26 protein-coding genes are annotated in these 23,371 nt (G+C 60.4%); 17 read left to right on the forward strand and 9 right to left on the reverse strand.

All coding sequences use genetic code 11. The annotated features are described in order from the left end of the window. Nucleotides 1-254: 254 nt before the first annotated feature. The 10 genes from EXN22_RS14435 to EXN22_RS14480 all read left to right on the forward strand — a co-directional run bounded on the left by EXN22_RS14435 (nucleotide 255) and on the right by EXN22_RS14480 (nucleotide 10,519). Nucleotides 255-1,316: a 3-deoxy-7-phosphoheptulonate synthase gene (locus tag EXN22_RS14435; RefSeq protein WP_130264697.1), complete on the forward strand. Its 1,062-nt coding sequence runs from the start codon at nucleotides 255-257 to the stop codon at nucleotides 1,314-1,316. Between the two features lie 111 nt (nucleotides 1,317-1,427). Then, on the forward strand, nucleotides 1,428-1,709 hold the full coding sequence (locus EXN22_RS14440) for a peptidylprolyl isomerase (protein WP_130264698.1): 282 nt from the start codon (nucleotides 1,428-1,430) through the stop codon (nucleotides 1,707-1,709). Between the two features lie 91 nt (nucleotides 1,710-1,800). Continuing rightward, entirely contained in the window at nucleotides 1,801-3,654 is a 1,854-nt protein-coding gene (locus tag EXN22_RS14445; RefSeq protein WP_407691928.1) for an extracellular solute-binding protein, read from the forward strand. Next, nucleotides 3,651-4,709 (forward strand): microcin C ABC transporter permease YejB, encoded by a 1,059-nt coding sequence (locus EXN22_RS14450; protein WP_130264699.1) that lies wholly within the window; start codon nucleotides 3,651-3,653, stop codon nucleotides 4,707-4,709. The genes EXN22_RS14445 and EXN22_RS14450 overlap by 4 nt, the downstream gene beginning before the upstream one ends. Then, the gene (locus EXN22_RS14455; protein WP_130264700.1) at nucleotides 4,709-5,731 is read left to right on the forward strand and encodes an ABC transporter permease; all 1,023 of its coding nucleotides are present in this window, start codon (nucleotides 4,709-4,711) and stop codon (nucleotides 5,729-5,731) included. Before EXN22_RS14450 ends, EXN22_RS14455 begins: the two co-directional genes overlap by 1 nt. 29 nt (nucleotides 5,732-5,760) lie before the next feature. Continuing rightward, nucleotides 5,761-7,152: a sigma-54 interaction domain-containing protein gene (locus EXN22_RS14460; RefSeq protein WP_130264701.1), complete on the forward strand. Its 1,392-nt coding sequence runs from the start codon at nucleotides 5,761-5,763 to the stop codon at nucleotides 7,150-7,152. Nucleotides 7,153-7,386: 234 nt separating this feature from the next. After that, nucleotides 7,387-8,778: a GntP family permease gene (locus EXN22_RS14465; RefSeq protein ID WP_130264702.1), complete on the forward strand. Its 1,392-nt coding sequence runs from the start codon at nucleotides 7,387-7,389 to the stop codon at nucleotides 8,776-8,778. Nucleotides 8,779-8,788: 10 nt separating this feature from the next. Next, a complete protein-coding gene (gene hbdH / locus EXN22_RS14470) occupies nucleotides 8,789-9,559 on the forward strand; it encodes a 3-hydroxybutyrate dehydrogenase (RefSeq protein WP_130264703.1) in 771 nt (256 codons plus the stop codon). 57 nt (nucleotides 9,560-9,616) lie between these two features. Further along, nucleotides 9,617-10,096 (forward strand): serine protease inhibitor ecotin, encoded by a 480-nt coding sequence (eco, locus tag EXN22_RS14475; RefSeq protein ID WP_130264704.1) that lies wholly within the window; start codon nucleotides 9,617-9,619, stop codon nucleotides 10,094-10,096. 147 nt (nucleotides 10,097-10,243) lie between these two features. Continuing rightward, nucleotides 10,244-10,519 (forward strand): peptidylprolyl isomerase, encoded by a 276-nt coding sequence (locus tag EXN22_RS14480; protein ID WP_017133756.1) that lies wholly within the window; start codon nucleotides 10,244-10,246, stop codon nucleotides 10,517-10,519. Here EXN22_RS14480 and EXN22_RS14485 read toward each other — a convergent pair. Then, nucleotides 10,516-10,776: a DUF1652 domain-containing protein gene (locus EXN22_RS14485; RefSeq protein WP_130264705.1), complete on the reverse strand. Its 261-nt coding sequence runs from the start codon at nucleotides 10,774-10,776 to the stop codon at nucleotides 10,516-10,518. The genes EXN22_RS14480 and EXN22_RS14485 overlap by 4 nt on opposite strands. Nucleotides 10,777-11,093: 317 nt before the next feature. On the opposite strand from EXN22_RS14485, the gene EXN22_RS14490 reads away from it, so the two are divergent. Continuing rightward, nucleotides 11,094-13,349, forward strand: coding sequence for an autotransporter family protein (locus tag EXN22_RS14490; protein WP_233281627.1), 2,256 nt, complete (start codon nucleotides 11,094-11,096; stop codon nucleotides 13,347-13,349). On the opposite strand, the gene EXN22_RS14495 is transcribed toward EXN22_RS14490, so the two are convergent. Further along, a complete protein-coding gene (locus EXN22_RS14495; RefSeq protein WP_130264707.1) occupies nucleotides 13,346-13,972 on the reverse strand; it encodes a LysE family translocator in 627 nt (208 codons plus the stop codon). The two genes, EXN22_RS14490 and EXN22_RS14495, sit on opposite strands and share 4 nt — an antisense overlap. Before the next feature lie 307 nt (nucleotides 13,973-14,279). Here EXN22_RS14495 and EXN22_RS14500 point away from each other — a divergent pair, with 307 nt between their 5' ends. Then, nucleotides 14,280-15,011: a hypothetical protein gene (locus tag EXN22_RS14500; RefSeq protein ID WP_130264708.1), complete on the forward strand. Its 732-nt coding sequence runs from the start codon at nucleotides 14,280-14,282 to the stop codon at nucleotides 15,009-15,011. 84 nt (nucleotides 15,012-15,095) lie between these two features. Here EXN22_RS14500 and EXN22_RS14505 read toward each other — a convergent pair whose 3' ends face one another. Beyond that, the gene (locus EXN22_RS14505) at nucleotides 15,096-15,791 is read right to left on the reverse strand and encodes a metallophosphoesterase (protein ID WP_130264709.1); all 696 of its coding nucleotides are present in this window, start codon (nucleotides 15,789-15,791) and stop codon (nucleotides 15,096-15,098) included. 85 nt (nucleotides 15,792-15,876) lie between these two features. Between EXN22_RS14505 and EXN22_RS14510 the strand changes: the two genes are divergently transcribed. Continuing rightward, on the forward strand, nucleotides 15,877-16,392 hold the full coding sequence (locus EXN22_RS14510) for a DUF3016 domain-containing protein (protein WP_130264710.1): 516 nt from the start codon (nucleotides 15,877-15,879) through the stop codon (nucleotides 16,390-16,392). Between the two features lie 38 nt (nucleotides 16,393-16,430). Next, nucleotides 16,431-16,712, forward strand: a complete 282-nt coding sequence (locus EXN22_RS14515) for a hypothetical protein (protein WP_130264711.1) — start codon at nucleotides 16,431-16,433, stop codon at nucleotides 16,710-16,712. A 3-nt stretch (nucleotides 16,713-16,715) separates the two neighbouring features. Here EXN22_RS14515 and EXN22_RS14520 read toward each other — a convergent pair whose 3' ends face one another. Then, complete coding sequence (locus EXN22_RS14520) at nucleotides 16,716-17,246, reverse strand: DUF2867 domain-containing protein (protein WP_130264712.1); 531 nt, start codon at nucleotides 17,244-17,246, stop codon at nucleotides 16,716-16,718. Between the two features lie 12 nt (nucleotides 17,247-17,258). Then, nucleotides 17,259-17,684, reverse strand: coding sequence for a bleomycin resistance protein (locus EXN22_RS14525; RefSeq protein WP_130264713.1), 426 nt, complete (start codon nucleotides 17,682-17,684; stop codon nucleotides 17,259-17,261). A 200-nt stretch (nucleotides 17,685-17,884) separates the two neighbouring features. Between EXN22_RS14525 and EXN22_RS14530 the strand changes: the two genes are divergently transcribed. Together EXN22_RS14530 and EXN22_RS14540 are read left to right on the forward strand one after the other, a co-directional pair. Further along, on the forward strand, nucleotides 17,885-18,754 hold the full coding sequence (locus tag EXN22_RS14530) for an AraC family transcriptional regulator (protein WP_130264714.1): 870 nt from the start codon (nucleotides 17,885-17,887) through the stop codon (nucleotides 18,752-18,754). Nucleotides 18,755-19,036: 282 nt separating this feature from the next. After that, nucleotides 19,037-19,444 (forward strand): hypothetical protein, encoded by a 408-nt coding sequence (locus EXN22_RS14540; RefSeq protein ID WP_130264716.1) that lies wholly within the window; start codon nucleotides 19,037-19,039, stop codon nucleotides 19,442-19,444. 91 nt (nucleotides 19,445-19,535) lie between these two features. Here EXN22_RS14540 and EXN22_RS14545 read toward each other — a convergent pair whose 3' ends face one another. From EXN22_RS14545 to EXN22_RS14555, 3 genes are all read right to left on the reverse strand, one after another. Next, nucleotides 19,536-19,700 carry a DUF2388 domain-containing protein gene (locus EXN22_RS14545; RefSeq protein ID WP_233281736.1) on the reverse strand — a complete coding sequence of 55 codons (165 nt, stop codon included), beginning with the start codon at nucleotides 19,698-19,700 and terminating at the stop codon, nucleotides 19,536-19,538. Between the two features lie 255 nt (nucleotides 19,701-19,955). Further along, a complete protein-coding gene (locus EXN22_RS14550; protein WP_130266827.1) occupies nucleotides 19,956-21,392 on the reverse strand; it encodes an IS1182 family transposase in 1,437 nt (478 codons plus the stop codon). 162 nt (nucleotides 21,393-21,554) lie between these two features. Continuing rightward, nucleotides 21,555-21,872, reverse strand: a complete 318-nt coding sequence (locus EXN22_RS14555) for a hypothetical protein (RefSeq protein WP_130264717.1) — start codon at nucleotides 21,870-21,872, stop codon at nucleotides 21,555-21,557. 194 nt (nucleotides 21,873-22,066) lie between these two features. Here EXN22_RS14555 and EXN22_RS14560 point away from each other — a divergent pair, with 194 nt between their 5' ends. Then, a complete protein-coding gene (locus tag EXN22_RS14560; RefSeq protein WP_233281628.1) occupies nucleotides 22,067-22,723 on the forward strand; it encodes a histidine phosphatase family protein in 657 nt (218 codons plus the stop codon). A 172-nt stretch (nucleotides 22,724-22,895) separates the two neighbouring features. On the opposite strand, the gene imm45 is transcribed toward EXN22_RS14560, so the two are convergent. Then, nucleotides 22,896-23,219 carry an Imm45 family immunity protein gene (gene imm45 / locus EXN22_RS14565; RefSeq protein WP_130264718.1) on the reverse strand — a complete coding sequence of 108 codons (324 nt, stop codon included), beginning with the start codon at nucleotides 23,217-23,219 and terminating at the stop codon, nucleotides 22,896-22,898. Nucleotides 23,220-23,371: the final 152 nt, after the last annotated feature.

A 23,371-nucleotide genomic window follows, 5' to 3' on the forward strand; every position in this document is an offset into this window, starting at 1 on the left:
CGACCGGGGGTTTTGCGTTTCAAGGCCCAACAGATATCAAATTGAGGAACAGCACATGAACACCATCTACCACCGTTACCCACGCTTTGGCACCTGGCGATTTAGCCAATCCCGTTCGGGCCAGTCTGCCGCCTCCGATCGGTCACATGTTGGTGGCACGCTCACACATGACGCCAATCAGGCCAACTGTCGAACACCTCGATAGGGCCGACAGCGCGGGCCAGACCCCGCCATCCGCCCAGGGAACCCAGAACATGCAATCGTCCAACCTCGCTCTGCCACTGTCCGAACCCACCGCTGCCAACAGCGCCGTCAGCCAACGCCTGCCGAGCCCGCTGCTGCTAAAGCAGCAAATGCCGCTCACCCCGGCCCTCACCGCCCAGGTCCAGGCCCATCGCCAGGCCGTACGTGCCATTCTCGATGGCGAAGACAAGCGTCTGCTGGTGATCGTTGGCCCCTGCTCGCTGCACGACCCGCGTTCGGCCCGCGAATACGCCCAACGCCTGGCGCACCTGGCCATTGACGTCAGCGACCAGATACTGCTGGTCATGCGCGCCTACATTGAAAAGCCGCGCACCACCGTCGGCTGGAAAGGCCTGGCCTACGACCCGCACCTCGATGGCAGCGACGATATGCACGGCGGCATCGCCTTGTCCCGCGGCCTCATGCTGGCCATGCTCGAGCGCGGCCTGCCGGTGGCCACCGAGCTGCTGCAACCGATGGCGGCCGGTTACTTCGATGACGTGCTCAGCTGGGCGGCGATTGGTGCACGCACCACCGAGTCGCAGATTCACCGCGAGATGGTCAGCGGCCTGGGCCTGCCGGTGGGCTTCAAGAACGGTACCGACGGTGGCGTTGGCATTGCCTGCGATGCGATCCGCAGTGCCGCCCACAGCCATCGGCATTTTGGCATGGACATGCAAGGCTACCCGGCGATTGTCGAAACCCTGGGCAACCCCGACACCCACCTGGTGCTGCGCGGTGGCAACAAGGGCCCGAACTACGACCGCCAGAGCCTCGCCCTGGCCCGTCAAGGATTGGCCAAGGCCGGTGTGGCGGCGCGGATCATGGTCGATTGCAGCCACGCCAACAGCGGCAAGGACCCACTGCGCCAACCGGCAGTGTTCAACGAGGTGCTGGAGCAACGCCTGCAAGGCGACACCTCGCTGGTCGGCATGATGCTCGAGAGCCACCTGTTCGACGGCTGCCAGACGCTGGGTGCACAACCGCTCAAGTACGGTGTGTCGATTACCGACGGCTGCCTGGGCTGGGATTCGACCGAGCGTTTGCTGCGTGAGGCGGCTGAGCGGTTGTGAGCCTTTTCGCGGGGCAAGCCCGCTCCCACAGAGTGAGGCCTGTGGGAGCGGGCTTGCCCCGCGATTGCCATCAGCGTTAGGCTTGGCGTTTTACCTCAAGGAGCCACTCCCATGGCCAGAGCCACTGCCCGTCACATCCTGGTTGCCACCGAAGACAAGTGCAACGAACTCAAGGCCCAGATCGAAGCCGGCGCCGATTTCGCCGACATCGCCAAAGCCAACTCCACCTGCCCCTCGAGCCGCCAGGGCGGTGACCTGGGCTCGTTCGGCCCGGGCCAGATGGTCAAGGAGTTCGATGCCGTGGTGTTCAGCGCACCGGTCAACACCGTGCAAGGTCCGGTGAAGACCCAGTTTGGGTATCACCTGCTGGAAGTGACCAGCCGTCAGGACTGACCGTTGTCAGACAAACCGGCCCAGCGCCGGTTTGTTCACTTAGCTGGCCTGCTAAGCTTCAGCCACAGTCGTGGTTCAGGTAGTCAGGCGCTTGCGAATTGTTCCCTTCCCGTTCCAGTTGTTCGTCTTCGGCCTGTTCCTTGCCTGGTCGTGCGTCGCCCTGTCAGCCCCTGTTCACGCCCTGACCGTCTATGGCGAAGCACCGCGCTACCCCGCAGGCTTCGGGCACTTCAACTACACCAACCCCAACGCCCCCAAAGGCGGCACATTGCGCCGTTCGGCCATCGAGATCGGCCAGTTCGACCACCTGATTCCCTACATCGACAAAGGCATCGGCGTTGCCGAGGTCGATGGCTGGTTGTATGCGCCGCTGGCGGTGCGCTCGCAGGATGAACCCTATACGGTGTACGGGCTGGTAGCGCGGCAACTGGAACGCGACCCTGACGGTCGCTGGCTGCGTTTTTACCTGGACCCACGCGCGCGCTTTGCCGATGGTCAGCCGATCCGCGCCGAGGATGTGCGCTACACCTTCGAACTGTTGATGCGAGCGGGCAATCTCAAGTACCGCACCCAGTTTGCCGATGTCGAGCGAGTCGAAGTCGAGGCACCACGGCAGATTCTGTTCACCTTCAAAAGCAACCAGAACCGCACCCTGCCCCTGGACCTTGCAAGCTTGCCGGTGCTGCCCGAGCATTGGTGGAAAGACCGCGACTTTGCCAATGGCGCCGGCTTCGAAGCGCCGCTGGGCAGTGGGCCGTACCGGGTCGGGCGGGTCGACAATGGCCGCAGCATCACCTTTGAACGCGAGCCGAACTGGTGGGGCCGCGACTTGCCGGTCAATCGCGGCCGTTATAACTTCGACCAGATCCGCATCGAGTACTTCGGCGACACCGAAGTCGCGCGCCAGGTACTGCGCGGTGGCGGCTTCGACTATAACCGCGAGTTCTCCGCCACCGCCTACACCCTCGGCTACGCCAGCCCCGCCCTGGACGATGGCCGCCTGCAACGGGCGCACCTGGCCAAGGACGCGCCGCAAACTGCCCAGGGCTTTATCTTCAACTTGCAACGCCCGGTGTTCAAGGACCGCAGAGTACGTCAGGCGCTGGCGCTGCTGTGGGACTTCGAATGGAGCAACCGGCAGATGATGCGTTCGCTGTACATCCGCCAGCAGAGTTTTTTCGCCAACAGTGCCCTGGCCGCTCGGGCCTTGCCCGATGCCCAGGAGCTCAAGTTGCTTGAACCCTTGAGCGGGCAGATCCCCGACGAGGTGTTCAGCCAGGTGTTCGAGGCACCGCGCACCGATGGCTCGGGGCTGATCCGTGACAAGCAGCTGCAAGCCCTCGCCCTGCTCGAAGCGGCAGGCTGGCAACCGCAGGGCGATCAATTGGTCAACGCCCAAGGCGAGCCGCTGAGCTTCACCTTCCTCAATGGCCAGGCCGGGTTCGAGCGCCTGCTGCTGCCATGGAAGCGCAACCTGGCGCAGATCGGCATCACCCTGCAGATCCGCCGCATCGACGCCTCGCAGTACGTCAACCGGCTGATGGCCCGCGACTATGACCTGATCGTCAGTGGCTACCCGGTGTCACCGTCACCGGGGCTTGAGCTGTACAACTACTTCGGCTCGGCCGCGGCCAGCGACCCGGGTTCGAACAATTACATGGCCCTGCAGGACCCCGCGGTAGACCGCCTGCTCGACGGCCTGGTCAAGGCCGAGACCAAGGCCGACATGCTCCGCCATGCTCATGCCCTGGACCGGGTGCTGAGCTGGAACTACTACTGGATCCCCAACTACTACCCGCCGGGCAGCTCGACCGTGTGGTGGAACCGCTTCGGTCTGCCCAAGGTGCAAGCGAGCAACGACGAGGGCCTGGACAGCTGGTGGCAAGTCAGCCCGACACCGCTGACCAACGCGCAGATGGCCGAGCGCCTGGGGAGCCAACCATGATCGGCTACATCTTGCGCCGCCTGTTGTTGATCATCCCGACCTTGCTGATCATCCTGCTGGTCAATTTCGTCATCGTTCAGGCCGCCCCCGGTGGTCCGGTGGAGCAGGCAGTGGCGCGCCTGCAAGGCATCGGTGGCGGCGCCCCCGGAGCCAGTGTCGAAACCCTGCACGCCAGCTCCCGCGCCAGTCGCGGCCTGGACCCCAAGCTACTGGAAGACATCAAGCGCCAGTACGGTTTCGACAAGTCGGCGCCCGAACGCCTGTGGCTGATGCTCAGCCAGTACGCCCGACTGGACTTCGGCTCGAGCTTTTTTCGTGGCGCCAAGGTCACCGAGCTGATCCTGGAAAAGATGCCGGTGACCCTGTCGCTGGGCTTCTGGGCCACCCTGATCACCTACCTGGTGTCGATCCCCCTGGGCATACGCAAGGCGGTGCGCCACGGCACCGCTTTCGATGCCTGGAGCAGCAGCCTGATCGTCATCGGCTACGCCCTGCCCTCATTCCTGTTTGCCCTGTTGTTGATCGTGCTGTTTGCCGGTGGTACCTCGCTCAACTGGTTTCCGGTGCGCGGGCTGGTCTCGGAAAATTTCGACCAACTAAGCCTGCTGGGCAAGGTAGCCGACTATTTCTGGCACCTGGTGCTGCCGGTGGGCGCCCTGGTGATCGGCGGCTTCGCCACCTTGACCCTGCTGACCAAGAACGCCTTTCTCAACGAGATCACCCGCCAGTACGTGATCACTGCCCGGGCCAAGGGCCTGAGCGAGCAGCGCGTGCTCTACGGCCATGTGTTTCGCAATGCCATCCTGCTGGTGGTGGCCGGCATCCCCCAGGCGCTGATCAGTGTGTTCTTTGCCGGTTCGCTGTTGATCGAGGTGATCTTCTCCCTCGATGGCCTGGGGCGCATGAGTTACGAAGCGGCGGTGTCGCGCGATTACCCGGTGGTGTTCGGCTCGCTGTTCATCTTCACCCTGTTCGGCCTGCTGGTGAGGTTGATCGGTGACCTGTGCTACACCCTGGTCGACCCGCGCATCGACTTTGCCACGAGGGCGCACTGATGTTCAGCCTGTCGCCGGTTTCGCGCAGGCGCCTGCAGCGCTTTCGGCGCAATCGACGCGGCTGGATTTCGTTGTGGCTGTTCGGCCTGTTGCTGTTGGTGAGCCTTGGCGCGGAACTGGTGGCCAACGCCAAGCCATTGCTGCTCAGCTATCAGGGGCAGCTGTATTTCCCGGCCTTCAAGCGCTACAGCGAACAGCAGTTCGGCGGCCAGTTACCATTTCAGCCGGACTACCGCAGCCAGTACGTACGCCAGTTGATCGAAGGTCAGGGCGGCTGGATGCTGTTCGCCCCTGTGCCCTTCAGCGCCGACACCCCCAACTACGACTTGCTGGTGCCCGCACCCAGCCCGCCGTCAGCGGTCAATTGGCTGGGCACTGACGATCAGGCCCGGGATGTGCTGGCGCGGGTGCTCTATGGCACCCGGGTGTCGATCCTGTTTGCCCTGGCGCTGACACTGATCAGCACGCTGATTGGCATCACCGCCGGCGCCCTGCAGGGCTACCACGGAGGCTGGGTCGATCTGATCGGCCAGCGCTTGCTGGAGGTCTGGTCGGGCTTGCCGGTGCTGTACCTGCTGATCATCCTCAGTGGTTTTGTCGAGCCGAACTTCTGGTGGCTGCTGGGGATCATGGCGCTGTTCTCCTGGCTGGCCCTGGTGGATGTGGTGCGCGCCGAGTTCCTGCGCGGGCGCAACCTCGAATACGTGCTGGCCGCCCGCGCCCTGGGCCTGCCGGACCGCTGGGTGATCCTGCGGCACATTCTGCCCAACGCCATGAACGCCACCCTCACCTACCTGCCGTTCATTCTGACCGGCGCCATCACCACCCTCACCGCCCTGGATTTTCTCGGCTTCGGCATGCCCGCCGGCAGCGCCTCGCTGGGCGAGTTGGTGACTCAGGGCAAGCAGCATTTGCAGGCACCCTGGCTGGGCTTCACCGCGTTCTTCGCCCTGGCCCTGATCCTGTCGTTGCTGGTGTTCATCGGCGATGCCTTGCGCGAAGCCTTCGATCCACGGGCATAATCGCAGCCTTTGACCCGGCGGAGCGGCCCATGCAGGACAGTGACAGCCTCAAGGACTATCAGCAGGTACGCCTGCTGGCGATTCGTTCGCTGTTCGAGATCATCGAGCAGTCCAGCGAAGGCACGATCATCGTCGATCGCGACGCGCGCATCGTCTGGATGAACCAACGCTATGCCCGGCGTTTTGGCCTTGAAGACGCCGGCAGCGCCATCGGCCAGCCGTGCGAGAGCGTGATCCCCGGCAGTCTGATGCGCGAGGTGCTGAACAATGGTCGGCCGATCCTGCTGGACATGCTCGACACCCCCAAGGAGCCCCTGGTGGTCATGCGCCTGCCGGTGCACGACGCTGCCGGCACGCTGATCGGCGCCATCGGCTTTGCCCTGTTCGACGAGTTGCGCAGCCTGTCGCCACTGCTCAAGCGCTACGCCAGCATGCAGCAGGAGCTGGCCTCGACCCGTTCGTTACTGCGTGCCCGCCAGGCCAAATACAGCTTTGCCCAGTTCATCGGTACCAGCGCCGCCAGCCTTGAGGTCAAGCGCCGTGCCCGCCGCGGGGCCAGCAGCGATTCACCGGTGTTGCTACTGGGCGAAACCGGCACGGGCAAAGAGCTGCTGGCCCACGCCATTCATGCTGCCTCGCCACGGGCGCACAAGGCCTTTGTCAGCATCAACAGCGCGGCCATTCCGGAGACCCTGCTTGAAGCCGAGTTCTTCGGCACCGCCCCCGGCGCTTTCACCGGTGCCGAGCGCAAAGGTCGCCCGGGCAAATTGCAGCTTGCCGAGGGCGGCACGCTGTTTCTCGATGAGATCGGTGACATGCCGTTGCCGCTGCAGAGCAAACTGCTTCGGGTATTGCAGGAAAAGGAATACGAGCCGGTGGGCTCCAACCAGATGATTCAGAGCGATGTGCGGATCATCGCCGCGACTTCCACCGACCTGCAGATGGCCATGGCCCGGGGCGAGTTTCGCGCCGACCTGTACTACCGCTTGAACGTACTGCCGATCCAGGTGCCGCCGTTGCGTGAACGCCTGGAGGATCTGCCGGCACTGAGCGAAGCCATTCTTGAAGAGCTGGGCAGCCAGCACGAGCTGGAAGATCAAGCCCAGGCGCTGCTGGCCCGGCATGCCTGGCCGGGCAATATCCGCGAGCTGCGCAATGTGCTGGAGCGGGCGACCTTGCTGGCCGATCACGCGCGCCTGGGCTTGCGCGATGTACAGGCCGCGCTGGGCGACCTGGCGCCGTTGCAGGCTGCGGCAGCACCATTGAGCTACAAGCAGGCGTGTGCCGATTTTGAGCGGCAACTGCTGGAAAACACCCTGGCACGCTGCGCCGGGAATGTGCCGCAAGCGGCGCGGCAGCTGGGGTTAGGGCGGTCTACCTTGTACAAGAAGTTGGTGGCCTTGGGGATCAAGTCTCCATAATGAGATAGTTGTTTCTAATTTGAGATTGCTATCGCGGGGCAAGCCCGCTCCCACAGAGTCAGCACCTTCCCTGTAGGAGCGGGCTTGCCCCACGAAAGAACCAGTCTCAATTTAGAGATATGAATCTATAGAATCATTATTAAATCTATAAAAAACAAATACTTATGTAATTGGCACGATTCCCGCTATCTCCTGCTCACCAACAAAAACAAGATGCACCCAAGGAGACACTCGATGAGTGTGATCATCGCCCTGGCAGCCCTGGCGCTGCTGATGCTGGCTGCTTACCGTGGTTATAGCGTTATCCTCTTCGCTCCCATCGCCGCCCTTGGCGCGGTGCTGCTGACCGACCCTTCGGCGGTGGCCCCGGCCTTTACCGGGGTGTTCATGGAGAAGATGGTTGGTTTCATCAAACTGTACTTCCCTGTGTTTTTGCTCGGCGCCGTGTTCGGCAAGCTGATCGAGCTGTCGGGCTTTTCCCGCTCGATCGTCGCCGCCGCCATCCGCCTGCTCGGTACCCGCCAGGCGATGCTGGTGATCGTACTGGTCTGCGCCCTGCTCACCTACGGCGGCGTGTCGCTGTTCGTGGTGGTGTTCGCGGTGTACCCGTTTGCCGCCGAGATGTTCCGCCAGAGCAACATCCCCAAACGGCTGATCCCGGCGACCATCGCCCTGGGCGCATTCTCGTTCACCATGGACGCCCTGCCCGGCACCCCGCAGATTCAGAACATCATCCCCAGCACCTTCTTCAACACCACCGCCTGGGCCGCGCCCTGGCTGGGCCTGATCGGCACCCTGTTCGTGTTCTGCAGCGGCATGCTCTATTTGCAGCGCCAACGCAACAAGGCCCAGCGCGCCGGTGAAGGCTACGGTACCGAGCTGCGCAACGAACCGGAAACCGCCGCCGACCTGAAGCTGCCCAACCCGCTGCTGGCCTTGTCGCCGCTGTTGTTGGTGGGGGTGATGAATCTGCTGTTCACCCACTGGATTCCAGCCTGGTACGGTAAAAGCCACACCTTGAACCTGCCGGGCATGAGCACGCCGGTACAAACCGACATCGCCAAACTCACGGCGATCTGGGCGGTGGAAGCGGCCTTGCTGCTGGGGATCCTGCTAGTGCTGGTCGCAGGCTTCGGCGCGATCAAGAGCCGCCTGGCCGAAGGCAGCAAAAGCGCGGTGAGCGGCGCGCTGCTGGCGGCCATGAACACCGCCTCGGAATACGGCTTCGGCGCGGTGATCGCCTCGCTGCCAGGTTTTCTGGTGCTGGCTGATGCCCTGCGGGCGATCCCCAACCCGCTGGTCAACGAAGCGATCACCGTGACCTTGCTGGCCGGTATCACCGGCTCTGCGTCGGGCGGCATGAGCATTGCCCTGGCGGCGATGTCCGACAGCTTTATCGCCGCGGCCAACGCCGCCAATATTCCCCTCGAGGTGCTGCACCGGGTGGCGGCCATGGCCAGTGGCGGCATGGACACCCTGCCGCACAACGGCGCGGTGATCACCCTGCTGGCCGTCACCGGTCTGACCCACCGCGAGGCCTACAAGGATATTTTCGGCATTACCCTGATCAAGACCCTGGCGGTGTTCGTGGTGATTGCTACGTTCTATGCCACCGGTATCGTCTAAGGAGCACAGCATGATTCTCAAGGGCAAGACAGCAGTCGTCACCGGTTCCACCAGCGGCATCGGCCTGGGCATTGCCCAGGTGTTGGCCAAGGCTGGCGCCAACCTGATCCTCAATGGCTTTGGCGATGCCAGTGCGGCCGTCAGCGAAGTGGCGAAGCACGGTACGCGTGTGGGTCATCACCCGGCGGACCTGAGCGATGTGGCACAGATTCAAGACCTGTTCGCCTATGCCGAGCGCGAGTTCGGTGGCGTCGACATTCTCGTCAACAATGCCGGCATTCAGCATGTGGCGGCGGTCGAAGACTTCCCGGTGGAACGCTGGGACTCGATCATCGCCGTCAACCTCTCGGCCGTGTTCCACGGCACCCGCCTGGTGCTGCCGGGCATGCGCCAGCGCAACTGGGGGCGGATCATCAACATCGCCTCGGTGCACGGCCAGGTCGGTTCCACCGGCAAGGCCGCCTATGTCGCCGCCAAGCATGGGGTGGTCGGCCTGACCAAGGTGGTGGGCCTGGAAACCGCCACCAGCAACGTCACCTGCAACGCGATTTGCCCGGGCTGGGTGCTGACCCCGCTGGTGCAGAAACAGATCGATGACCGCGCCGCCAACGGCGTCGATCCGCAGCAGGCCCAGCACGACTTGCTGGCCGAGAAACAACCGTCGCTGGCTTTCGTCACTCCCGAACACCTGGGCGAGCTGGTATTGTTCCTCTGTAGCGAGGCTGGCAGTCAGGTTCGTGGCGCCGCCTGGAACATCGATGGCGGCTGGCTGGCCCAGTGACGGGCAGTCCGGGGCCTGATTGCGGCATCGTGTTTTTTTGACCTGCAAGGAGGCCTTATGCGCCCACTTTCCCTCACCGCGTTGTTCACCCTGACCCTGGCAGTCGGTACTTCGGTACAGGCCGCCAGCCTCAAGGAGGTGGCGCCCTACCCCGAGGCCGAACAAGGCTTTACCCGCCAGGTGATCCACCTGCCCAAGCAGGCTGACGAATCGGCCTACAAACTTGAAGTGCTGGCGGGCAAGCAACTGGAAGTCGACTGCAACCGCCAGCACCTGGGCGGCACCCTGCAAGAACAGACCCTGCAAGGCTGGGGCTACAGCTACTACCGGCTGGAAACGGTTTCGGGCCCGGCCTCGACCCTGATGGCCTGCCCCGATGGCAAGAAGCAACAGGCGTTCGTGCCGGTGGTCGGTGAAGGCTTCCTGCTGCGCTACAACAGCAAGCTGCCGGTGGTGGTGTATGTGCCGGACGGCGTTGAAGTGCGCTACCGGGTGTGGTCGGCATCGAACAAAGTGAAAAAAGCTACAGTGGAATAAGGCTGACAACGCCGCCCTCACAGGCCTGTGGGAGCGGGTCTGGCCCTGCCAGGCTTCACTCCATCGCGGGGCAAGCCCGCTCCTACCGTATGAGGCGCGCGATCAGGCATAATGCGCGGTTTTTACCGCTTGCGAAGGTACCTTGAGATGAAAGCACAGGCCCGGCATATTCTGGTCAAGACTGCTGAAGAAGCCGAACAGCTCAAGCAACGCATTGCCAAGGGCGAGGCGTTCGACGTACTGGCCAAGAAGCACTCCACCTGCCCGTCGGGCAAGCGCGGTGGCGACCTGGGTGAAGTGCGCCCGGGGCAGATGGTCGGCGCCATCGACCAGGTGATTTTCAAGAAACCGCTGCGCACCGTTCACGGGCCGATCAAAAGCAAGTTCGGTTATCACCTGGTGCAGGTGTTCTACCGCGATTAAAGGCTGTCGCTGCGCCGCTGGGCACGTATTGAGCGCTGGTCTGCCAGGTCGTTGCGCAGCCCGACGATCAGGTTGGAAATCGCCCGGCTGCTGGTCAATTGCTCGGCATCGATGCCCGTGACCAACAGATCGACCCGCTCGCAACTGCGGTCGAACACCCGCACCGTCAGCGAGCGGTCGGCGGCCAGGGTGCACTGGCAACGGGTGGGTAGAAAACTGCTTTCAATGATGTTGCGCAACTCCAGGGTCGAGAGCATCGGTGTGTCTCCTTGGCAGGTGGCGGACAGCGGTTCCGTGTTGCCCGGTCCACCTGCAAGCCTAGGCGATGTTCTCCAGTCGAATCAGACCCTTTCACTATAAGGATCCCGCGCTTTTGCCGGCGCCCAGGCAGTGGCGGCCACTGGCCACCTAGCATTTTTGCCAGTTGTCGATATTTCTGATTGCTCTATACATCAGGGCAGGACCGTCCAGATCTCTCAGGAAAGCTGGATCAGCAGTGGTCGATGACCTGAATGGAAATGGAGCCTACCTGATGCGAGCCTCGCTTATTGTGGTATTTAGCACCCTGCCTTTAATGTCCGTTGCCCAAGATATCTCGGTCGGTCCAGGTGATACCTCCGGTGCCATCGTGCAAACTGCGTTCATCGATGATTTCCGCATGACCGGCGGGACAGTTCAGTCCCTGGCCCAGGGCGATGCCCGCGACACCTTCAGGATGACTGCGGGGCAGATCATCGGAGCCTTTGAAGACGGTGACGAGGCATATTTTTTGGGCGGCAGTATCGGCCGGGTTGACATGAAGCTGGACAACAACCTGTTCGACATGTCCGGTGGCACGATTGTCGGCAACCTGGTTACCGGCTTTGGCAACGACACAATACTGCTCAAGGGCGGGACCATTGGCGGCAACATCAGCACCAGTGGCGGCGTCGATAAATTCGAAATCAGCGGCGGTGAACTCAAAGGTAACCTGCTCGCCAGCTTCGGCAAGGATGTATTGACCTGGCAAGGCGGCGGGATCATCCGCGGCACCATCGACATGGGCGGCGACGACGACCTGGCAACCTTGCGCGACCTCAATCCCAGCTTGTTGACCACTGTCGTCAACGGCGGTACCGGCCAGGACACCCTGAGCTTCGACAACAGCCAACCCGTTGGCGGCGCACGCTATGTAAACTGGGAAACAGTCAACCTGAACAACGCCAGCCGTTTCACTCTGAACGATGCCCTTGTCCTGGGCGATACCGGTACTCCAAGCGCTTCCACCAGCCTGAACATCGATGCAAACAGTTCACTGATTTCCACGACCGGGAGCATCCGCCCCTTCACTGCCGGCCAACCCCTGACCGTCACCAACAGCGGGCTGATTGACCTGAGCAGCGGCAACGATGCCCAGGGTCGGCTGACCATCAACGGTAACTACACCGGCAACAATGGCACCCTCAAACTCAACAGCGTGCTCGCCGGCGACGGCGCAGCATCGGACCGGCTGGTGGTCAACGGCGGGGCAATCACCGGCACCACCAACTTGCAGATCAGCAACTTTGGCGGAGCTGGCGCATCGACCACGCAGAACGGTATCCAGGTGGTCGAAGCGGCCAACGGCGCCACCAGCAGCCCTGGTGCCTTCGTCCAGACCCAGACCCTTTCCGCCGGTGCCTTCGACTACCGCCTGTACAAAGGCGGGGTGACCCCTGACAGCGTCAATAGCTGGTACCTGCGCTCAAGCGTCGTGGCCGCCGCGCCGCAACCCCAGCCAGCGCCTGATCCCGGCAACCCGACCCCGGTCGAACCTGTGGTCGTGCCGCTGCCCACCCCGGCCCCGACCCTTGGGCTGCCAGCCGTACCGGCGCCGGTGGCCGGCGTGAGCATCCCGCTGTATCGCCCGGAAGTCGCCGTATACGCCGCCGCCCCCAGAGCTGCAGCGCTGATCGCACGGTCCGCGCTGGGCACCTTTCATCAACGCCAGGGCGACCAGGACCTGCTCAAGCAGACCGGCGCGCTGTCGGCCAGTTGGGGCCAGGCTTATGGCAACAGTTTCCACCAGAGCTGGTCGGGCACCGTGGACCCGAGCCTGGATGGCAACCTGTACGGCTTCAAGGTTGGCCAGGACCTGTTTGCCTGGCTAGGTGACAACGGCTATCGCCAGCATGTTGGCCTGTATGTCGGCCACAGCCGCCTGAACGGTGATGTGAAAGGCTTTGCCCTGGGCATCGAGGACAGTTCGGTGGGCGACCTGAAGCTCGACAGCGACAGTGTCGGCGCCTACTGGACCCTGGTCGGCCCACAGCACTGGTATGTCGATGCGGTGGTGCAGTATGCCAACCTCGATGGCCGGGCAAAATCCGATCGCGGCGACAAGCTCGACCTCGATGGCCATGCTGTGACAGCGTCTCTGGAGACTGGCTATCCGTTTGAGCTGTCGGCGCACTGGGTGCTGGAACCCCAGGCACAGATCATCGCCCAGCAAGTGTCGCTGGACAGCGCCAATGACAGTGTCAGCCACGTCAGCTATGACGCCCAGACCGAGTGGACCGGGCGCCTGGGCCTGCGCCTGCAAGGCAACTTCAAATCCGCCAGCGTGCCCTTGCAGCCCTACCTGCAGGTCAACGTCTGGCATGGCGACGGCGGCCGCGACACGGTCACCTTCGACGATCTCGACCAGGTCAAGACCGACTACCGCTACACCTCGATGGACATCGGCACCGGCCTGGTTGCGCAGCTCAGCCAGAACCTCAGTGTGCATGCCGGTATCGATTACGCCAGCAACCTCGATGCCCGTCAACAGGAACGGGTTGGTGCCAACCTCGGCGTGCGCTTGAGCTATTAGGCCCGCCGCGCTGCCAGCAAACCGGCTCCGGCGCAGCTGAGCAGCGTGGCACTGACCCGGTTGAACAGGCGCCGTGGCCCGGGCTGGTTGAACCAGCGCTGCAGGTAGGCGCCGAGCCAGGCATAGATGGCAATGGCCAGCCATTCGAGCAACAGGAACAACCCGCCCAGCCAGGCGAACTGTTCGGCCACCGGCACCGGACTGCCAACACTGATGAACTGCGGCAGGAAGGCGGTAAAGATCAGAATCGCCTTGGGATTGCCCGCCGCCACGAAGAATTCCTGGCGCGCCAGACGCAAGGTACCGTGCTGGCGCCCGCTAGCCACCATAGCCTCAGCCACGGGTGCGCGCCACAGCTGCCAGGCGATGTAGAACAGGTAGGCAGCCCCCAGGACCTTGATCGCCAGGAACAGGTATTCACTGGTGTGCAGTACCACCGCCAGGCCCATGGCCGCCAGTACGATCATCCCGGCAAAAGCGAACAACCGGCCGATACCTGCCACGCAGGCGATGCGCAGGCCATAGCGGCTGGCGTTGTTCAGCGACAGCAGGTTGTTGGGGCCTGGGGCCATGTTCAGGGCAAAACACGCCGGGATGAACAGGGCGAGGGTGGACAGGTCCATGGTGGCTCTCCGGTGACAGGAGGCAGAAGGTTCCGCTGTGGCAGCTTTGCGGGTCAAGGTACAGCTGGACGAAATAACTGTGTCTCTGGCGGTACACCGAGCCCTTTGTAGAACAACAGGTTAGAGACCGGTTACTGCGAATCGCTTGAATCCACCTCACGATTGATAGCGAAAAATTATCAATCTTAACATTGAGATTGACTATACCTCCCTCTGGCACATCAGTGCACAGGTGCACGGAGATTGCACACAAAAAGAGGCAGCTCGCCGTCACCTGCTCTTTCATCATCAGGAAAAGGATATTTCCATGGAAAGCGTCGGATTACTTGCCACCCAAACCAACTGGAACGGTGGTCAGCGTCTTACCCTCAAAGGTGGCGATACCGCCACCTGCACGACCCTGCAACCAGGTCAGCTGTACGGGATCTTCATCTACAACTCGGCGCAGAACGACAAAGACGCTACCGTCAATGTAGTCTGGAGCAACAGCCAGCCTCCGTGCTCGATCACGGTCCCGGGTACCACGGCCAATGCCGGCCTGGCTTCAATGGGTTTTGTCTCGGGTACGGATACCCAGACAGTTTCGGTGTCAATTCCGACTAACAGCAGCCTGTCCCAAGTGGAGATCTGGCTCGGGAGCGTGGGCATGCCCACCAACACCGCCGGTTTGAGCAATCAACAGTTGCAGGCCAATGGCGACCAGTATCCGTTCAACAAGTACAACCGCTACTATGCAGTGCCACCGTCAAAATGGATGAACCTGACGATCGCCAGTACAATCACCCAGTTCATTTCCTGCCAGTTCCGCGAAGCCCAGGCGACCGTGTTCGTGGTCAATGAAACCTCCAACGGCCTGCTACCCAAGCAGGTTACCAAGATGGGGCCAACCGCCAGCGAAGATGGGGCGGTTACCATTAAGTCCACGTCCATCCAGAACATCAGCTACAACCTGCAGGGTGATGGCTCCCAGTGGGTATGGATGGATGCTGACAGCCCACAAGATTCGCAATCGGCGAGCATCTCCTTGCAATCCCTGTAATTTCGGCTGAGCCTGCATAGACGCTCCTCCCGGTAACGGGAGGGGCGTTTGCTTTGTCCGATGATTTAGTGGCCTTGGCCGTGATCATTCACCGGGCGTGTCGCTGATCACCCTCAAACTGCCCAGGTCCAGCAGGCTGAAACAGCCACTGGCCCAGCCGCCGGTGTCGATATGCCAGACATTGCCCAGCACCCGCACTTCACGTTGCGGGGTGTGACCGACGATCAACGCCCGCAGCCCCTCGATTGGCGTGTCATCTCCGGCATACAGACGCTTGCGTGACCATTGGCAGACCTCCTGAATTTCTTTTGGCGGTGTATCCTCCAGTTGCTCACGTAACTCGGCCCAGCGGCGCAAGGGGCTGTCAGCGTGCAACAGGCCAATCAACCCGTCGCCGGTCTCGACCTCAAGGGCCAGCGGCAGGCGCCGGAACTGCTCGGCAAATCGCGCCTGTTCAGCTTCCGGCAGGGCCAGGAACCAGCTGCCACCAGCGGCCCGGTACTGGCTGTAGTCCAGCACGCCACCATCGACGTGGGTCACCGCCAAGGCTTCGTGATTGCCTTGCACGGCGTGAAACCACGGTTGGGCCAGCCACTCCAGCGCTTGCGGACACTCCGGGCCACGGTCGACCAGATCACCGACGCTGAACAGGCGATCCACTGCCGGATCGAAGCCGATGGCTGTCAGCCGTTGCTGCAGGCGCGAGAAATGCCCGTGGATGTCGCCCACGGCAATGTCACGCCCGCGCGTATTGGCTGTAAATCGCTCGATCCTGCGCACTACCGACTCCTCTGTTTTCAATCAGCACAGGCGTACAATGAAGCCTGTGCGGCAAATTGCGCAAGGCTGCACCTGGAGGTGAATCATGCGCCCTGCCCTGACCCTGGCCAGCCTTAGCCTGCTGGCGTTCAACAGCCTGGCGCAACCTGCGGCCACGCCCAACGTCGAAGTCAGCTTCGACAAACCCGAACACTTTCGCGATGCCAGCCTCGACAGCAATGGCTATGCGCGCGGTGCCGACGCCTATGTCATGAAGGAGTTGAGCACCTACCTGGTCAAACTCGGCCAGCGTTACCTGCCGCCCGGCCAACGCCTGCGCATCGACATCCGTGATATCGACCTCGCCGGCCAGTACGAGCCGTGGCGCGCCAATGCCTACTCGGTGCGCATAATGCGTGATGTCACCTGGCCCAGTATCGACCTGCAGTACACCCTGTCGCAACCAGGTCATGCAGTAAGCCAGGCCCAAGCGCACCTGAGTGACAAGTTCTACCTGCAACGCCCTGGCCGACGCGCCGATACCGACCGGCTGTATGCCGAAAAAGCCATGCTCCAGGAGTGGTTTCGCAAGCAGTTCAGCACCTCGGTCCCGGGCGCCTGACCATTGTTGTACACACAACAGTGCCGAGGAGGATACCCATGGTCACTCACTTCAAAACCGCTGGCCACCTTGCCTGTGGTCACCACGGTAACAACCTGGCAGCCACCACCGAACTCAATCGGGTCAAGTGCCGCAGCTGCCGCAATACCGACGCGTTCAAGACCGCCCGCAAGGACCAGCGCAATGCCGCGCAACGCGCGCGTAGAGCCGCCGCTCGACACGCCGCCAGCGACTGGCGTAGCGCCTGGATCGAGCGCCTGAGGGCCCTGCCCGGCCGCCAGCGCTTGCCACGCGGGTTCCACGGCCAGGGCTTTGTCTGAAGCTCAAGCCTTGGCGCAGATCAGGCGCTTGAGGGCAATGGGCGCGATAAACCGGTGAAAAGGCGCAACCGGCAGCATGTACAACCGGCCGAGACGATTGTGCGTGTGCACCACGGTGGACACCACAATCTCGCGGCGCTTGTCGGCGCCCAAGGGACGCCGTAGCAACGCGATGTAGACGTCCAGGTGCTTGTCACGATCGACCAGCAGCACTTCATCCGGGCTATTGCTGATCAGGGTAAAAATCCCGACCCGCTCATTGATCTGATAAGACGCCTCGTCGCGCTGCAAGTCGATCCGCGACAGACGCCCCAGGTCCTTGAGACCAAACAGTTGCACCACGCGATTGCGCAGTACCATCAGGTTGTCGATCCAGCGCGGCATGCTGTTCATCAGGATGAGAAAGTGGCCCATCGCCGAGCGCTCGCCATCGTCGACGCTCACCTGGTGGGCATCGACGAAATCAGCCCCCGGCAACTGCGCGTAGATGCCCGAGCCCGCCGGTACCGCACAGGCGTTGATCCTGTTGTTCATCGGTAGCTGTCCTTACCGGCAGTCGCGTGTCCCAAGGTTATCGAAGAAGCGCAGCAGGTAGCCGTCCGGGTCCTGAATCAGAAAATTGCGCTGGCCGATCTCGCGATCGTCGCTACGGTACCAATGGCTTTCGACCGCGCGGCGCAACGGATGCCCGGCCGCTTCGAAGGCATCGGCCAGGACCTGGACATTCTCGCAGAGGATCTGCAGGTTCAGCCCGCGGCCAAAAGGCGCCTCCAGCGGGCCTACGCGCCAGGGCGATTCAGTGTGCCAATCCTGCTCGAGCATCAGCTGGCTCTGGCCAAACGAGAGGAAGGCAAACTTGTCTTCAGGGCGCTGGTACTCCAGCGAAAAACCGGCAATATTGCAGTAAAAAGCCAGACTGCGTTGCAGGTCGCTGACGATCAGTTCTGGCACCAGGGCGTTCATCGTGAACATGGGAGCTTCCGTAAAGGGTGAGTAGTGTAGCCAGCTGGACGGGCAACCTCGCCTTCCTGGCAACGCCCCGAGTCTACAGCAAGGCCTTGGAAGAAAACGAACGAGTCGCAACAAAAGGTGCCTTGAGCAAACGCGGCTAGGCGCGTACACGCCGTTATCGTCGACTCTGTTGCCGACCCTACTTCCAGGAACCTTTGCCAGTGTCTGACATGCCGAGCCACTTCGCTTACACAAAACGCTTCAACGCCGTGCTCGCCTACATCGATGCCCATCTTGAAGGTGACCTGTCGGTGAAAACCTTGAGCGGCGTGGCGAACTTTTCGGCATTTCACTTCCATCGCCAATTCACCGCGTTCGTCGGCGTACCCGTCTCACGTTATGTGCAACTGATGCGGCTACGGCGCGCGGCACATCGCCTGGCTGCCACCGCTGATCACTCGGTACTGGACGCAGCCCTGGGTGCTGGTTTTGAAAGCCCCGAGGCGTTTTCCAGGGCATTCAGGCGGGCGTTCGGCATGGCGCCGAGTGCGTTCAGGAAGGAGCCGAACTGGCAGGTCTGGAATGCGGTCTTCGCAATCCCTCATTTTTCCAGGACGATCATCATGCAAGTACGAATTGTGGAATTCCCCGAGGTCAGGGTAGCAGCGCTTGAACACCACGGAGCAGCTGGACTGGTCAGTGAAAGCGTGCGCACGTTCATCCAGTGGCGCCTGCACAGCGGACAGTCGCCGGCGGCATCGAGTCGCACCTTTGGCATTCCCTATAACAACCCCGATACGACACCTGCAGAAGATTTTCGCTTCGCCATTTGCGGCGAGATTCATGAAGCCGTGGCGCCAAATACGTTCGGCGTACACGAGCTTGTCATTCCTGGCGGCCGCTGCGCCGTGGTGCGACATACCGGTTCACCGGACCACATCGGTGAAACGATCTATCCGATTTACCGCGACTGGCTTCCCGGCAGTGGCGAGGAACTTCGTGACCAGTCGCTGTTCTTTCAATACCTGAGCGCCTATCCCCAGACACCGCTGGAGCAATGGCAAACAGATATATATATTCCGTTGCAATAACGGAGCAAGCAGCTTTCGCCCCTGAGGCCCAGTCAGGTCTCAGGCGGCTGCCCGACGCCGGACAACCCGAAGCACAGCAAATACGACATTGGGCAACATCATGATTGCGAACATGCCCCAAAACCCGACCTTGCCCGCCCCGTGAAGGGACGCGCCCAGTGCGATGAACGCCATAGTGAGCACGAACTGAAACGATACGAATTTCTCTAAACCGCGCACCCTGACTCCTTACATTTATGAGTAGATCTCTCAGGATTCTACAGCCTGCAGCGAAGACACGGCATGAAAACTCAAAAAACCTGCGTCGGTGACATTGTATTGATTCCTATCCCTGAAGGGTATAAACCAGCCAAAGTTCTTTATGTATCACAGCGGTACAAAGACGTAATTTTACTGGGTGTGTACAAGGATTCGGTGAGCGCACGGGAGATGCCTAGTGGCCTGCCGGGTGACTTTGAACTTCTCGTCTACACATCGAAAGTGCCTGTCAAGCGACAGCGGTGGCATGCTGTCGGTAATGAACAACTGAGGCCGGCACAAACGGGGCTCGACGTAAGACTGGTCGCAGGAGAAGTCTGGCAGGGCGACAACCATCTAGGGGTAGCCACGGTTGTAGACAGGCTGAAGCTCCACGAAATGCTGGTGATGGGTGCAACGCTTCTCGAAAAAAAAGCCGCTGCCCTTAATTAGCGAATGATCATGCACTCATCAGCCCGCCACAGCTTGGCCGTTCCGGAAAATCATCGCAGGGCCGGCTGCCAGTGGTCGGAACGCTTATTTGCTAGCGCAATTCGTAAACCAGAACTGCTTCAGCCAACTCGATATCGCTGACTGTGCCCACCGCATTCTGAGTGCGCAAAACCTCGAATGCAGCCTCCAGGCTAGCGCCTCGAATACCTCCATCGCTCGCGACGAAAGCTGCAGCATCATTGCGAGCGGTGAGTATTTTTTGGTCGCCTCCCTTAGCACTGTTCCGGCTACTTGCTTGGCTATCTTCGGTAAGCGTTTGTAACGGCCGCTATCGACCCAGGCTGTGTGAAAACGCAGTAAACACGTCGAAAACTGAGAGTCGCGCGGATTGCCTGTGGAATCAGCAGGCAAGAGCGTGAATAGCCTTACCCAGCGAAATAGACATTTGTAGTGCTATATGGGCCGCGTCAGCGGCCCATATAGCTGTTTGCGGGCCAGTAAACGGCGGGGTTTACGCCCTGATCGCCTCAAGTAGCCCTGCGATGCCGAAGATGCTCATCATTCGTTTGAGGTTGTAGGCAAGCACATAAAGGCTCATCTCGGTGCTTACCCTCGGCAGGGTTTTGGTCAGGAAGTGCGTACTTCCCATCCAGAATTTGAGCGTGCCAAAGGGATGCTCGACAGTCTGCCGGCGAACCTTCATTTTCCCCGGATCATGCTCCAATCGGATCTGCACGCCTTCGACTACTGCCTCATGCTCCCAACGCTTTAATCGCCGCTCTTTACCAGTCGTACACTGCTTCTGCATGGAGCAGCTCTGGCATCCTGAAAACCAATAGCAGTGCAGTAGCATGCCGTCTTCCACCGAGGAATGCCGTCGGGTCAGCAACTGGCCCGCAGGGCATCGATACTTGTCCGATGCAGCCATGTAGGTGAAGTCCTGCTTGCCGAATCGACCTTCCGCTTTACTGCTTGATGTCAGTGCTTTCGGTACAAAAGTGGTGATGCCAGCCTGCTCGCAAGCCAGGATATCCGGCCCTTTGTAATAGCCTCGGTCAGCAACCACCGTCAGCGCCTCAGCACCGATTTCTTCACGTGCCTGGTTAGCCATATTGCTCAGTTGCCCACGATCATTACCAACGTTGGTCACCTCATGGGCAATGATCAAATGGTGTTTGTCGTCGACTGCTGTTTGTACGTTGTAGCCAACTGTGCCGGAGCCTCGGCCGCTTGTGACCATTGAGCGGGCATCTGGATCGGTGAGGGATATTTGCTTATCAGGACTGGCCTGAAGCTGAGCATCGATGTCCTTGAGTTTTTCCATCTGCTGTTTCAGCTTTTCGATTTTGTCCTTCAACCGCTCAGTCTTCGCCTCAACCACTTCCGGCGATGTCCGATCCGCTGAATCCATTGCCGCTAGATAGCGGTCGATGCTCTGCTCGATCTGCTGCATGCGCGCCGTCACTTTGCCTTGAGTGAAATTGCGGTCGCGGTTATTCACGGCTTTGAATTTGCTGCCGTCGATGGCGATGATCGATTGGGAGAAGAGATCGAGGTTGCGGCAAAGCACTACGAACTGTCGGCAGACGCTGCGAATGGCCTTACCGTTGTCTCCGCGAAAGTCGGCAATCGTTTTGAAGTCAGGCGCCAATCGGCCCACTAACCACATCAACTCGACGTTGCGCTCTGCCTCACGCTCAAGTCGGCGGCTGGACTGAATCCGATTGAGATAGCCATAGATGTAGATTTTTAGCAGCACTGCTGGATGGTAAGCCGGACGGCCCGTTGTCGCGGGATTGGCACCCTCGAACCCGAGTGCTTTAAGGTCGAGTTCATCGACGAAAACGTCGACTACCCGAACTGGGTTTTCTTCGGTGATGTAATCATCCAGACATTCCGGCAGCAACGTGACTTGCGTCCGAGACTCACCCTCAATGAACCGCTTCATGGTCGTCCCCGCCACGGTCTCGAAGATCATAAGGTTAGACAATCGAGGGGGCGTTCACACAGCCTGGGCCGATGGTGGATTTCGTACCGATAAAAAACCTCAAATTGCGGTACCAAAAAATCACCGACTATCCTAGCGTCAGCAGCAACCAGCGGGGCATTTTCAAGGATTCACAGTGATGCAAAAAAGTAGCTTGGTATCGGAAGTCTCGCTCTGAGATTCGTGTTCGTTCTGAGACAGGCGCATGGAGGCTTTGGCCCAGTTATAAGCCTGTGATGAGGGCAACGTTGAAGTGTCGGTGGTGCCTTGATATATATCGGAATGCCCTAGCCTGCCGTCTGGATAGTGCAACCACCCCTCCCATCCCACCAAGGTAGCGCCGGTTGCCTCCAGGAGTTGCAGAGCTTTAATCGCATGGACGTAGGGAAGAACTAGTTCGCTCTGAGATACGGACAGCCGCTGCAAGTCAGCCAGTGTCATTGGGAGATCCTTGTGGCATGCGTTAGGAGTCATGCTTGACAGACTATCCCAAGAAGCCAAATGTCAGGTGCTGTTTGGAAAGAACCAGATTTGTGTACATGGGTGATTCTCGTCCTGCTTGAGGACATCCTAAAGCCTCGGCTACGTTTTCACACAGCCTGGACCCATAGCGGACGCTCGAGATCATCCGCGCCATGTACTTCAAGGTTGATACAATCCCCCGCTTTTACACTGATGAGATGGATTTCATGGATCTGTATGTCGTGCGGCATGGTGAAACCTGGGCGAATGCCGAACATCGTTACCTGGGATCGCTCGACCCATCGCTCACAGAACGGGGGCGTGAGCAAGCTCAAGAACTAAGGGCGAGTTTGCCCCATGAGCTGGACACGCTTGTCGTATCTCCCCGTCTACGAGCAATGGAAACCGCCAGTATTCTTAACGAGAAGCTCAAGCTCCCGGCCCAGACAATGGACTGCTTTCGAGAGCGTGATGTAGGGGTTTTCGAGGGGTTGACCCAGGCAGACGCAAGGGAACGATATCCGCAGCTTTGGTCGCAAAACATTACGCGTCAATGGGGGCTCGAGCCCACCGGAGGAGAATCGATTGCTGATGTTGTGAAGCGGGTCAGAGGAGGATTGATAGATCTGGAGTCGAGATATCCGTCGAAGCGTGTACTTCTTGTAGCGCACGGATTTGTTGCGAAGACTATCCGGGCGCTGGCCAAGAGTGACTTTTCAGACTTCTACAACTGGCAACTCTCCAACGGCAGCATGCTGGCCTTGGAAAGCTTTGTACTCCCGACATCTGACCTAAAGACGCTACAGGCCTCGCTACCACCGGGCAATTAAGGTAATTCCTAATACCCTTGGCCTTAAGGGGATATCTGAAGGTCAGCTATGGGTCGGAAGCGGTCGGTAGCGAGTGGCGGCTATCGACCCATTGCAGCCGGTTGAGGTGTCTACGAAAGCAACGTCGATTCAATACGACACCAACCGCTCAGCACCTGGAGGGATAGTCAAACTACCCCACATGCGAGCCAGGTTTATAGCCTTCAATCACAAGGACTTGCGAGATTTCACAGTCCGGATAGATCCACTTGCCCCAGTTGGCCAAAACCCATTCCCTGCTGAGGCCGAGGCATTCTGCATTGCTCTCCCCAGGTAGCCAAACCAGCGGCAGCCCGGCTTTATAGCCAGTGGTAACCATCAGCCCAAAGCGACGATCCTCGTCCAATGTTTCGAAAACCATGAAATCCACAACCTCTTCATAAGGGTATGAACCCCTGACTCTGAACACGGTTCCGCGACTGAAAACCTCATTTGAGCATTCAAGAAGTGTTGTCATGAAACTCACTATTCCTTATGTACACGTAGCCCAAAGCTTTGAGCAGTGTACGACAACTCGTGGCTCAAACATCTGCTGGGCTGAAGATAGTGCTTATCGAACGGCTGCTCTGGGTCGGAAGCGGTCGGTAGCGAGTGGCGGCTATCGACCCG

This window comes from Pseudomonas tructae (genome assembly GCF_004214895.1).
In the GTDB taxonomy this organism is placed as follows: Bacteria; Pseudomonadota; Gammaproteobacteria; order Pseudomonadales; family Pseudomonadaceae; genus Aquipseudomonas; species Aquipseudomonas tructae.

Bases quoted from the DNA above. Each gene is read 5' to 3' on its own strand.
- EXN22_RS14435 (WP_130264697.1), top strand. From the start codon at position 255: ATGCAATCGTCCAACCTCGCTCTGCCACTGTCCGAACCCACCGCTGCC.
- EXN22_RS14440 (WP_130264698.1), top strand. From the start codon at position 1,428: ATGGCCAGAGCCACTGCCCGTCACATCCTGGTTGCCACCGAAGACAAG.
- EXN22_RS14450 (WP_130264699.1), top strand. From the start codon at position 3,651: ATGATCGGCTACATCTTGCGCCGCCTGTTGTTGATCATCCCGACCTTG.
- EXN22_RS14455 (WP_130264700.1), top strand. From the start codon at position 4,709: ATGTTCAGCCTGTCGCCGGTTTCGCGCAGGCGCCTGCAGCGCTTTCGG.
- EXN22_RS14460 (WP_130264701.1), top strand. From the start codon at position 5,761: ATGCAGGACAGTGACAGCCTCAAGGACTATCAGCAGGTACGCCTGCTG.
- EXN22_RS14465 (WP_130264702.1), top strand. From the start codon at position 7,387: ATGAGTGTGATCATCGCCCTGGCAGCCCTGGCGCTGCTGATGCTGGCT.
- hbdH (WP_130264703.1), top strand. From the start codon at position 8,789: ATGATTCTCAAGGGCAAGACAGCAGTCGTCACCGGTTCCACCAGCGGC.
- eco (WP_130264704.1), top strand. From the start codon at position 9,617: ATGCGCCCACTTTCCCTCACCGCGTTGTTCACCCTGACCCTGGCAGTC.
- EXN22_RS14480 (WP_017133756.1), top strand. From the start codon at position 10,244: ATGAAAGCACAGGCCCGGCATATTCTGGTCAAGACTGCTGAAGAAGCC.
- EXN22_RS14485 (WP_130264705.1), bottom strand. From the start codon at position 10,776: ATGCTCTCGACCCTGGAGTTGCGCAACATCATTGAAAGCAGTTTTCTA.
- EXN22_RS14490 (WP_233281627.1), top strand. From the start codon at position 11,094: ATGTCCGTTGCCCAAGATATCTCGGTCGGTCCAGGTGATACCTCCGGT.
- EXN22_RS14495 (WP_130264707.1), bottom strand. From the start codon at position 13,972: ATGGACCTGTCCACCCTCGCCCTGTTCATCCCGGCGTGTTTTGCCCTG.
- EXN22_RS14500 (WP_130264708.1), top strand. From the start codon at position 14,280: ATGGAAAGCGTCGGATTACTTGCCACCCAAACCAACTGGAACGGTGGT.
- EXN22_RS14510 (WP_130264710.1), top strand. From the start codon at position 15,877: ATGCGCCCTGCCCTGACCCTGGCCAGCCTTAGCCTGCTGGCGTTCAAC.
- EXN22_RS14515 (WP_130264711.1), top strand. From the start codon at position 16,431: ATGGTCACTCACTTCAAAACCGCTGGCCACCTTGCCTGTGGTCACCAC.
- EXN22_RS14520 (WP_130264712.1), bottom strand. From the start codon at position 17,246: ATGAACAACAGGATCAACGCCTGTGCGGTACCGGCGGGCTCGGGCATC.
- EXN22_RS14525 (WP_130264713.1), bottom strand. From the start codon at position 17,684: ATGTTCACGATGAACGCCCTGGTGCCAGAACTGATCGTCAGCGACCTG.
- EXN22_RS14540 (WP_130264716.1), top strand. From the start codon at position 19,037: ATGAAAACTCAAAAAACCTGCGTCGGTGACATTGTATTGATTCCTATC.
- EXN22_RS14550 (WP_130266827.1), bottom strand. From the start codon at position 21,392: ATGAAGCGGTTCATTGAGGGTGAGTCTCGGACGCAAGTCACGTTGCTG.
- EXN22_RS14555 (WP_130264717.1), bottom strand. From the start codon at position 21,872: ATGACACTGGCTGACTTGCAGCGGCTGTCCGTATCTCAGAGCGAACTA.
- EXN22_RS14560 (WP_233281628.1), top strand. From the start codon at position 22,067: ATGTACTTCAAGGTTGATACAATCCCCCGCTTTTACACTGATGAGATG.
- imm45 (WP_130264718.1), bottom strand. From the start codon at position 23,219: ATGACAACACTTCTTGAATGCTCAAATGAGGTTTTCAGTCGCGGAACC.